The following is a 9054-nucleotide window of genomic DNA, read 5'->3' on the forward strand; positions in this document are numbered from 1 at the left end:
TCGCGCGGCACCGCATCAAGGCAGACGCTGATCCAGTGCTTTTTATTCATATGATAGGCTGCAAAAATTCCTTTTTCGTCACGCAAAATTGCCGCCAAATCGGGCGAAACTTTTAAATTTATCACGTCGCTTGAGCCAAGAAGTACGCGACCGAGCTTTTCGTTTGCAAGCCCGCGTATCAGAAGCGCAAACCACTTGCGTTTCCCTCCTGCGTGACGAAAAACCGCAAAATTCGGATATTCATCCCATAGATACTCGCCATCCGCGCCGTAGCGCTGCTTCATTAGTTTTAGGACGCTGCTGAAGTTCATTCTCATTCCTTGATATCGATCTTTTCTTTGCGCAATCGCGCCAGCCACTCATCCAGCGTCTTTTCAAAGCCGATCCCCTTGCTTTCGTAAAATTTCGCCGCCTCGCTCATATAGGCCTGCTCGACCCAGCCGCCGAAGTCGTGCGGGTATTTGTAATCCGCTATCTGCTTGTCCGAGTTGATGAGATAACGCGGCGTAGGCAGCGGCGCAGCGGAGCGGACGAACTTCAAAGCGGCGTTGATGCCCAAATACGCGGCATTTGATTTGGGGCTGTGCGCCAGATAGATCGCGCATTGCCCTAAGATGATGCGAGCCTCGGGATAGCCGATCTTGCTGACGGCAGTTAGCGTGCTAGTAGCGATATTTAGGGCGTTTGGATTGGCGTTGCCGATGTCCTCGCTAGCTAGGATCACCATCCTGCGCGCGATAAAATCCGCGCTCTCGCCCGCATCTATCAGCCTTGCGACATAATACAGCGCGGCGTCGGAGTCGCTTCCGCGCAGGCTTTTTATCATCGCACTGGCAAGTTCGTAATGCAGATCGTCGCTGCTAACGCCCGCAGCCACGGCATTTGCGCGCAGCGTGCGAAGCGTATCCAGCGTAATGGCGCTGTCTGCCAAAAGCGCAAATTCTAGCAAATTTAACATACTCCTCGCATCGCCGCTGCTGGAGTTTAGTAGGTATTTTCGCGCCTCCTCGTCCATCTCAAAGCCGATCTCACCCTGTACCCGCGCCAAAAGCGCCTCCAAATCCTCGTAGCTAAGCGGTTCGAACTCAAAGATCATCGAGCGCGAGCGGATGCCGCTGCTTAGCACGAACTGCGGATTTTCCGTCGTCGCGCCGATGATGATCGCGGCGTAGTTCTCCATCGGGATTAGCAGCACCTCCTGCTGCGTCTTGCTGAGGCGGTGGATCTCGTCGATAAAAATGAGCGGCTTGATGAGCGAGCCCGCGTGCGAGGATAGAATTTTGCGGATATCCTCGACCTTCAGGCTCGTGGCGTCAAGCTCGTAAAAATCGTAGTTCAGCTCGCTTGCGATCACGCGCGCCATCGTCGTTTTACCGCTGCCTGCGGCGCCGAAAAATATACTGTGCGGGATGCTGCCTGCGGCGACGAATTTTTTAAAAACTGCTACGATCTTGCCCTGCCCCACGATCTGCTCTAAGCTTTTGGGGCGAAATTTCAAGCTCAAACTCATTTTACAACCTTAAAAATTTTGCCTCGATGATAGCGTTTTTATGATTAAATTTTGAAATTCGGCTAAATTTAAAGAGCGGGATTTTGGAATTTTATTTACAGCGGAGTTTGAAATTTATGCGCGGCGCAAATTTGGAATTTTAGCCGCGCGAGCGAGCTTAAAAATTTCAGATTATGATTTTAAAATTTTATGTCGCGTGTGCGGGCTGGCGATATAAAATTTGCGGCGTACGGATCGCGCAGATTTGGCGGGCCTAGCGATTTTAAAATTTAATGCCTTGCTATGCGGCAAGCGCCGTCATACATAGCGCGCCCAAAAATTATTGTCTGTGAGCGAGGCGAAATTTTAAAATTTAGCCCTATTTTGGGGCTAAATTTTATCTCGCGACGAGCCGCTAAATTAGTAAATTAATAAACACAAAATCAGCAAAGCTAAAAATCGTCTCGCCTCATAAAATCATCGCGACTATTACCTCGCCCGCGCAGAAACTATCGCGTAAATCTATCGCCTACGTAACGCAAAAAATGTAAAATATAATCGCGCATCGTCGCAATAACCCGCGCGATCGCGCAAAACTCATCGCGCCAACTCCGGCGCCAGCGTAAAATTTAATCTCGCGAAGCTGCGCGCCCGCGTAAAATGCGTAAAAGTTACCGCGCTAACGCCGCGCCCACGCAAAATCGCCGCCTATTTAAAAAGCTCGGTAGAAAGATACCTCTCGCCGGTATCGCAGAGGATCGTAACGATCACTTTGCCCCTGTTTTCGGGCTTAGCAGCGATCTGTGCGGCGGCGAATACGTTAGCACCGCTTGAGATGCCCACGAGCAAGCCCTCTTTTTGTGCCAGCTGTCTAGCCGCCGCAAACGCATCGTCGTTCTCAACGCTCAAAAAGCCGTCGATGACGCTTCTATCAAGATTAGCGGGGATAAAATTTGCGCCGATGCCCTGAATCTTATGCCCGCCCGCACTACCGCACGTAAGAAGCGGTGAGCTAGCGGGCTCCACGCCGTAGGCTTTTAGGTTTGGATTTTTAGATTTTAAAAATTTCGCCGTGCCGCTGAGTGTGCCGCCGGTACCAAATCCCGCGACTAAAATATCTACCTTACCGCCGCTTTGCTCCCAAATTTCAGGTCCAGTGCTTTGAAAATGCGCCTTTGGATTGCTTGGGTTATCAAACTGACTCGGGATAAAGCTATTTGGAGTGCTCGCAGCCAGCTCATTTGCCCTATCTACCGCGCCTTTCATTCCGAATTTTGGATCGGTTAGTTCGATTTTAGCCCCGAATGCGGCGATGAGCTTTTGGCGCTCGATACTCATCGAGCTTGGCATCGTTAAAATTAGCTTCATACCGAGCTTTGCTGCGATCATCGCAAGCCCTACGCCCGTGTTTCCGCTGGTAGGCTCTATCAAAACGCTATTTTTATCGATCTTGCCCGAGCTTAGCGCGTCTTTTACGATCTGCCACGCGATGCGATCTTTGACCGAGTGGCTCGGATTTAAAAATTCCGCCTTGGCTAGGATGAGGGCATTTTTGCCAAACGTATTGATTCTGACTAACGGAGTATTGCCGATGAGCTCCGTAACATCGTTTGCTATTTTCATATTTTTCCTTTAAATGCTGAAATTTAAATACTGGACGCTTCGCGCCATCATCTCCTCGTAGCTGCTTAGAGGCTCGTTAAATATCTCTGCCAGCTTGACGTCAAATTTCTCAAAAAACGCCCGCAGTCCAGGATCGTTCATCTGAATGCTAGTCATCCGCAGATCCTTTTCAAGAGCGGTAAAAATCTCACCGAAAGAAATCTCGCTAGCATCTCTGGCTAGGTGATAACCGCCGTTTTTACCTTTGATGCTACACACTAGCTTTTCGTTTCTAAGGGTATTTAGAATTTGCTCCAAATAATTCTTAGAAACTCCCGTACGCTCGGCGATCTCTTTTATACTTATCGGCGCTACTTCGCTAGCTTTGGCGATCTGTAAAATCGCAGCCAGCCCATAAACGCCCTTTGTGCTTAAAAGTGCCATTATTTCAGTGCCTCACTAAGATCGGAAATCAAATCATTCGCGTCCTCTATACCCACGCTTAGGCGGATTAAGCTCGCAGGCACGCCAGCGCGGTTTAGCTGCTCCTCATTTAGCTGCGAATGCGTCGTGCTCGCAGGATGAGTGATGATCGACTTCGTATCGCCGATATTTGCTACGACGGAGAAAATTTTAACCTTGCTAACCGCCTTTAGCGCTGTTTCTTCGCTATCTACGATGAAGCTCATCAGACTGCTTGCATAGCCGTTTTTAAATTTCGCTTTGATCGCGGCATTAAACGGCGAGCTTGCAAGCCCCGGATAATTGACCTGCTTTACCTTCGGATGATTTTGCAAAAATTCTGCTATCTTTAGCGCGTTTTGCGAGTGCTTTTGCATGCGAAGCGGCAGTGTTTCAAGCCCCTGGATGAGCTGAAACGCGTTAAACGGCGATAGCGTCGCACCGATGTCGCGAAGCAAGGACAAGCGAATCCTAAGCGTATAAATATCAAAATTATCTACTAAATCCGCATAAACTAAGCCGTGATAGCTCTCATCAGGCTCGTTGAAATGTGCGTAACGCGGATTGCCTTTGAGTTTGGAATTTAACCCCTTGCCCGAAACGATTGCACCAGCGATGCTAAGCCCCTGTCCGCTTATATATTTGCTAGCGCTGTGGATTACGACATCGGCGCCGTCATCAAGCGGGTTGTAAAGCGCAGGGCTCGGGATCGTGTTATCCGCAATCGTTACTACGCCGTGCTTATTTGCGATTGTAGCGATTTTAGCGGTATTTGCAACCGAAATTTGAGGATTTGAAAGTGTCTCAAAAAAGATCGCTCTAGTCTTATCATCGATTAAACCTTCCAAATTATCCGCAGTTTCGGAGTCAAAAACCCTAGCTTCGATGCCAAAACGCTTGATCGTATGCGCCAAAAGTGTAGTCGCGCCGCCGTAAATTTTCTCGGCGATGATGATATTTTCGCCCGCTGCGGCTAAATCTGCCACCGCAAAAAATATTGCTGCCTGCCCGCTAGAGACCGCGATTGCGGCTTTGCCGTTTTCCAGCGCCGCAAGTCGCGCCTCAAAAACATCAGTAGTAGGATTTGTCAAACGCCCATAAATCGGTCCTAGATCACGCAGCGCGAAGCGATCGGCGGCCTTTTTGCTAGAACCGAAGTTAAACGCGGTGCTTTGATAAATGGGAACCGCCATCGTGCCGTAGCCTGCGACGGAGTCGTAACCAAAATGAGTTGCGAGGGTTTCTTTTTGCATTTTCGTCCTTTGTAAAAAATTTGGCGAATAATAGCGAAATTTTAAAATAAAGTCAAGTATTTTTATATGATTTTAAAATGCCTATAATACAGGATTTATAGAAAAAATGTTATTAAAATATAGTTTTACAATATGCGTAATTTTGCCAAAATTTCGAATTTTGCTATAATGCGCGCTTTAATTAAGGAAAGATCATGCAAATCAAAGAAAAAGATGAGCGCGTTAAATATATCCGCGCACTAGAACGCTTTGTAAAATCCGCCGTAGCACTGCTAAAGCGCGAGGATTTCGACGCAGAGCTTTTTGCGAAGCGAATAGCTAAAAACTACGAAATTTTATCTAAAGCGGCCGCTACAAATCTCGATAGCCCCTACACCAAGGCGCTTGAAAGCTTTGCCAAAAACGTCCTTGATGCTAGCGAGGCAGGACAGACCAGTGATGCTGCGTTTAGATCGGCACTACAGCATGAAGCAAACGCTTTGCAAAAGCTCAAAAACAATAAGAGTTACAAAAAAGACAAGCACAAAATCGATTTTTTAAAGGATTATTAGATGAAAACCGTGATTTTTGATATGGATGGCACGCTGCTTGACTCTTCTCGCGCGATCGAAATCAGCGTCAATAACACTCGCCGCGAGCTCTACGGCCTAGCGCCACTGCAAAAGAATTTCATCGTCCGCACCATCAACGATCCGAGCAAAAACGCCTTTTTGGAATTTTACGGCAAAACCGAAGCGAGCGCTGAAGAGCTTGCTTTTTTCGAGAAAGAATTCGTAAGCAATTACCGCGATTTTGCCGTGCTTTACGAGGGTATCGAGGATCTTTTGCACTCGTGCAAAAAAGCAGGATTTTTTCTCGCAGTCGCTTCTAATGCGCCTTCCTATACCCTAAGCGCGATCTTAGAAAAAACGGGGGTGCGCAGGCTATTTGATCTGGTCGTAGGCGCGAACGAGCAGATGCCATCAAAACCCAACCCTGCGATGCTGCTACACGTAATTGCATGCTCGCCGCACAAAAACGCGATTTTTTTAGGCGATAGCAAAAAGGATGAGCTAGCCGCGATCCGTGGCGCAGAATTTTTACAAAATTTAGAATTTCAAGGCGGCAATGACGGCGAGAGCTTAAATGCTAGCTGTGGCACTAATAGAAAGAATTTTAGCGCTAGCAGCGGAAGCTTAAGCTCTTGCGGAGAAAATCTTAACGCAGATGAAAAATTCCGCCCTAACGATACAGATGCTGACGGGGCGGCAACGCTAAGCTTTAAAGGCGCTAAGATTTCCGCAAAAGCAGAAGCGACGAAAAGCGCACAAGCTGCAGTAGTGCGATGTTTTCAGGCAAACTTGGCAGATCTAAGAGGCGCAAAACTTGAGTATTTGCAGGTATGCTGGGGTTTTGGTGAGCCTAGCGAACTAAGTCGCAATGCCCTAAGCATCGCGCAAGCGCGCGAAATCATCGGCGGAATTTAAAGCAGCTAGATTTTTGAGGCAGAGCTAATTAGAAATCTAGTATGCAGCTGAGTAAAATCGCGTTTTAGGCTCTTAAAACGGAGCGAATTCCATCCTCACGCACAACGCAAGCGAAATTAAAATTTAAAAGTGATCCTTGCGCGAAAAATTCCACTAGCACGAGAAACTGGGATTTCATCTGCGCGAGTGGAATTTGAAATTTTAAAAATAGCTTTTGTGGTGCGGTATTTTATCTGCGCGAAAAATGAAATTCTATCTGTAAAAGGTGGCGGAATTTTAAAAATTTAAAGACGCCCTCTCGCGGATTAATTTAAAATTTGCCTCGAAAACCAGACTTAAAATTTAATGCCAAACGCGATTTTGGAATTTTGCTGCGTCCATGAAATTTCAAATTCTCGCAAAGCGGCGGCTTTTTAAAATTTTAAAAAGCCTGATCTGTGTTATACACACGATTAGATTTTGTGAGAATAGAATTTATCCGCCGCTCAGAAATCAAGATTTTACCGCACAAGCAAAGCGAAAATCCTCTCCGCCTACGCGAAATTCAAGAATTTTACCGCTTAAACAAAGCGGAATTCTATCCACTCAATCGAAACCTAAAATTTCACTCGCGCCACAGAAGTTTAAAATTTCCGCAAAAATCAAGCCATTTATCTGTAAATTTAAAATTCCGCCTTCTGCAAAGCTTCGCGTTTAATCCGCCACGCGACCAAGATTAAATTTTTAAATTCCGCTTGCTCTGCCTATCTCACAAACAAGTAAAATTTAAAATTTATGAGATTCAAAGCCCAAAATCCCGCGCTTAAGCTTAAAATTTACCGCACGCAAGCGCAAAATCTGCGTAATCGCTCCTATTTAAAAGCCCCGATAGTTTGCCGCGCCCTAACCTAAATTAAATTTTACATTTGCTATAATCGCGAAATTTTAAGGAAGGTAAATGGATATTTTTGAAGGTAGCCCAAGAGAGAAATTTTTTGAAATTTTATCCGCTGCAAGCCCTACTTTAGTGCAAAACGAAATCGAAGAAGCTCTAATCCGCCTCATCGCCTGTGAGCGGCTCTGCGAAGAGCGCGGCATTAGCGAGCGCGAGATCGAAAGCTTCATCGCACAGCAGGATCTACAAGACGAGCTAAACGACAAATTTTTGCAAATGAGCGGAAATATCCTAAGCAATAACGAATAATGCAAGATCAAATCGATTTAATTATGAAAAGCTTCATCGCAGACTGCGGATATGAGCCCGCTAGCGAGATGTTTGATAGGCTAAGCCCCGGCAAAAAACTGCGCTCCAAGCTGCTACTAAACATCGCGCAAAAAGATGAAAAATCGCTACGTCTGTGCGCGATCATCGAGCTCATTCAAGCCGCAAGCCTGCTGCACGACGACGTCATCGACGAAAGCTCGGTGCGCCGCGGCAAACCCTCGATCAACGCCACCTACGGCTCCAAAAACGCCGTGATGCTGGGCGACATACTCTATTCCAAAGCGTATTTTGAGCTTAGCAAATTTGAGGGTCGCATCGCCGCGGCGCTTTCGGGCGCCGTCACGAAGCTTGCCGTGGGCGAGCTGATGGATGTTAGCTTAAGCAACGATTTCAACGACGATGCGAGCAAATATTTGCAGATGATCTATCTAAAAACCTCCGCTCTCATAGAAGAAGTCGCGCGCTGTGGGGCTTTTTTGAAATTCGGCGGCGCAGAAAATCGCGGCGAAATTTCAGATATTAGCGGCACAAAAAACGAGAGCAAAATTCCAAACGCCGCGAAAGATCATGATGAAATTTCAATCGCGAGCGCAAAATTCGGCGAATACGGTAAAAATTTAGGGCTTGCTTTTCAGATTATCGACGATATCTTAGACGTCACGCAAAGCTCCGCAAAGCTCGGCAAGCCGAGTTTGAGTGATTTTGCGGAGGGTAAAACCACCCTGCCCTACATCTATTTGTATGAAAATTTAGATGATGCGCAGCGGCAAAAGCTAAAAACGTTTTTTAAAAAACAGCTGCGCGAGAGCGAAATTTCATGGATCAAGACGAAATTTAGCGAGCACGGCATCATCGAGCGCTGTATAAACGAAGCTCGCGCCTACGGGCAGAAAGCGCTCGAAGCCGTGGCGGAATTTAAAAACGACAAGCTGGAGCAAATCGTGCGAGATATGATAGATAGGGAGTTTTGATGGCGTATATGAGCGTGAGCTTCACCCACAAAAACACGGACATCACGGTGCGCGAGAAACTTTCGTTTTCAAACGACGTGCGCAAGAAAGAAATTTTGCGCCTTTTGGCTTCAAACTCCGCAATAGAGGAGTGTTTGGTGCTAAGCACCTGCAACCGCGTAGAAATTTTTACCGTCGTAAGCGACTTTAGCGAAGCGCAAAAGTTCGTGCTTTTGGCGCTTTCGCGCATTAGCGGCGTGAGCTACGACGAGCTAGCCGAGCGTGCCGATATTTACGAGGATTACGGCGCGATACACCATCTTTTCGCCGTCGCAGCCTCTCTTGATAGCCTCGTAGTGGGCGAAACGCAGATCGTAGGCCAGCTCAAAGACGCCTATAAATTCGCGATGCAAAACGCTCGCGCCGGCGCGCAGATCGCAAGAGCGATAGATGAAGCGCTAAAGTGCGCGGCGCGCATCCGCAACCAAACCGAAATTTCAAAAAATCCGATCTCGGTCTCAAGCGTCGCCGTGGCGATGGCAAAGGATAGACTGGGCTCCTTGCAGGGCGCGGACGCCGTGGTAGTGGGCGCGGGAGAGATGAGCGAGCTAGCGTGCAAACACCTGCT

Annotated in this window: 10 protein-coding genes; 5 read left to right on the plus strand and 5 right to left on the minus strand. The window is 47.4% G+C overall.

Annotated elements, in window-relative coordinates; all coding sequences use genetic code 11:
- From Q0369_RS02935 to Q0369_RS02955, 5 genes are all read right to left on the minus strand, one after another.
- The coding region (locus tag Q0369_RS02935; protein ID WP_298095742.1) for an MmcQ/YjbR family DNA-binding protein at positions 1-311 on the minus strand (311 nt) is incomplete at its 3' end.
- Between the two features lie 2 nt (positions 312-313).
- Complete coding sequence (locus tag Q0369_RS02940) at positions 314-1510, minus strand: replication-associated recombination protein A (RefSeq protein WP_298095745.1); 1197 nt, start codon at positions 1508-1510, stop codon at positions 314-316.
- Positions 1511-2197: 687 nt separating this feature from the next.
- On the minus strand, positions 2198-3112 hold the full coding sequence (gene cysK / locus Q0369_RS02945; protein WP_298095751.1) for a cysteine synthase A: 915 nt from the start codon (positions 3110-3112) through the stop codon (positions 2198-2200).
- A 9-nt stretch (positions 3113-3121) separates the two neighbouring features.
- Complete coding sequence (locus tag Q0369_RS02950; protein ID WP_298095754.1) at positions 3122-3535, minus strand: Rrf2 family transcriptional regulator; 414 nt, start codon at positions 3533-3535, stop codon at positions 3122-3124.
- Positions 3535-4806 (minus strand): aminotransferase class I/II-fold pyridoxal phosphate-dependent enzyme, encoded by a 1272-nt coding sequence (locus Q0369_RS02955; RefSeq protein WP_298095757.1) that lies wholly within the window; start codon positions 4804-4806, stop codon positions 3535-3537. The genes Q0369_RS02950 and Q0369_RS02955 overlap by 1 nt, the downstream gene beginning before the upstream one ends.
- 191 nt (positions 4807-4997) lie before the next feature.
- Here Q0369_RS02955 and Q0369_RS02960 point away from each other — a divergent pair, with 191 nt between their 5' ends.
- From Q0369_RS02960 to hemA, 5 genes are all read left to right on the plus strand, one after another.
- The gene (locus Q0369_RS02960; protein ID WP_298043104.1) at positions 4998-5357 is read left to right on the plus strand and encodes a hypothetical protein; all 360 of its coding nucleotides are present in this window, start codon (positions 4998-5000) and stop codon (positions 5355-5357) included.
- Positions 5358-6272 carry an HAD family hydrolase gene (locus Q0369_RS02965; protein ID WP_298095760.1) on the plus strand — a complete coding sequence of 305 codons (915 nt, stop codon included), beginning with the start codon at positions 5358-5360 and terminating at the stop codon, positions 6270-6272.
- Between the two features lie 937 nt (positions 6273-7209).
- Positions 7210-7455, plus strand: coding sequence for a DUF2018 family protein (locus Q0369_RS02970; protein ID WP_297995841.1), 246 nt, complete (start codon positions 7210-7212; stop codon positions 7453-7455).
- Positions 7455-8447: a polyprenyl synthetase family protein gene (locus Q0369_RS02975; RefSeq protein ID WP_298095763.1), complete on the plus strand. Its 993-nt coding sequence runs from the start codon at positions 7455-7457 to the stop codon at positions 8445-8447. Before Q0369_RS02970 ends, Q0369_RS02975 begins: the two co-directional genes overlap by 1 nt.
- On the plus strand, positions 8447-9054 hold a 608-nt coding region (gene hemA, locus Q0369_RS02980; protein WP_298095766.1), incomplete at its 3' end, for a glutamyl-tRNA reductase. The genes Q0369_RS02975 and hemA, both read left to right, overlap by 1 nt.

The organism is uncultured Campylobacter sp., from assembly GCF_938030685.1.
Lineage (GTDB): Bacteria > Campylobacterota > Campylobacteria > Campylobacterales > Campylobacteraceae > Campylobacter_B.

Excerpts from the sequence above, each read along its gene's own strand:
- Q0369_RS02955 (WP_298095757.1), bottom strand. The coding sequence starts at position 4,806 with ATGCAAAAAGAAACCCTCGCAACTCATTTTGGTTACGACTCCGTCGCA.
- cysK (WP_298095751.1), bottom strand. The coding sequence starts at position 3,112 with ATGAAAATAGCAAACGATGTTACGGAGCTCATCGGCAATACTCCGTTA.
- Q0369_RS02975 (WP_298095763.1), top strand. The coding sequence starts at position 7,455 with ATGCAAGATCAAATCGATTTAATTATGAAAAGCTTCATCGCAGACTGC.
- Q0369_RS02950 (WP_298095754.1), bottom strand. The coding sequence starts at position 3,535 with ATGGCACTTTTAAGCACAAAGGGCGTTTATGGGCTGGCTGCGATTTTA.
- Q0369_RS02965 (WP_298095760.1), top strand. The coding sequence starts at position 5,358 with ATGAAAACCGTGATTTTTGATATGGATGGCACGCTGCTTGACTCTTCT.
- Q0369_RS02970 (WP_297995841.1), top strand. The coding sequence starts at position 7,210 with ATGGATATTTTTGAAGGTAGCCCAAGAGAGAAATTTTTTGAAATTTTA.
- Q0369_RS02940 (WP_298095745.1), bottom strand. The coding sequence starts at position 1,510 with ATGAGTTTGAGCTTGAAATTTCGCCCCAAAAGCTTAGAGCAGATCGTG.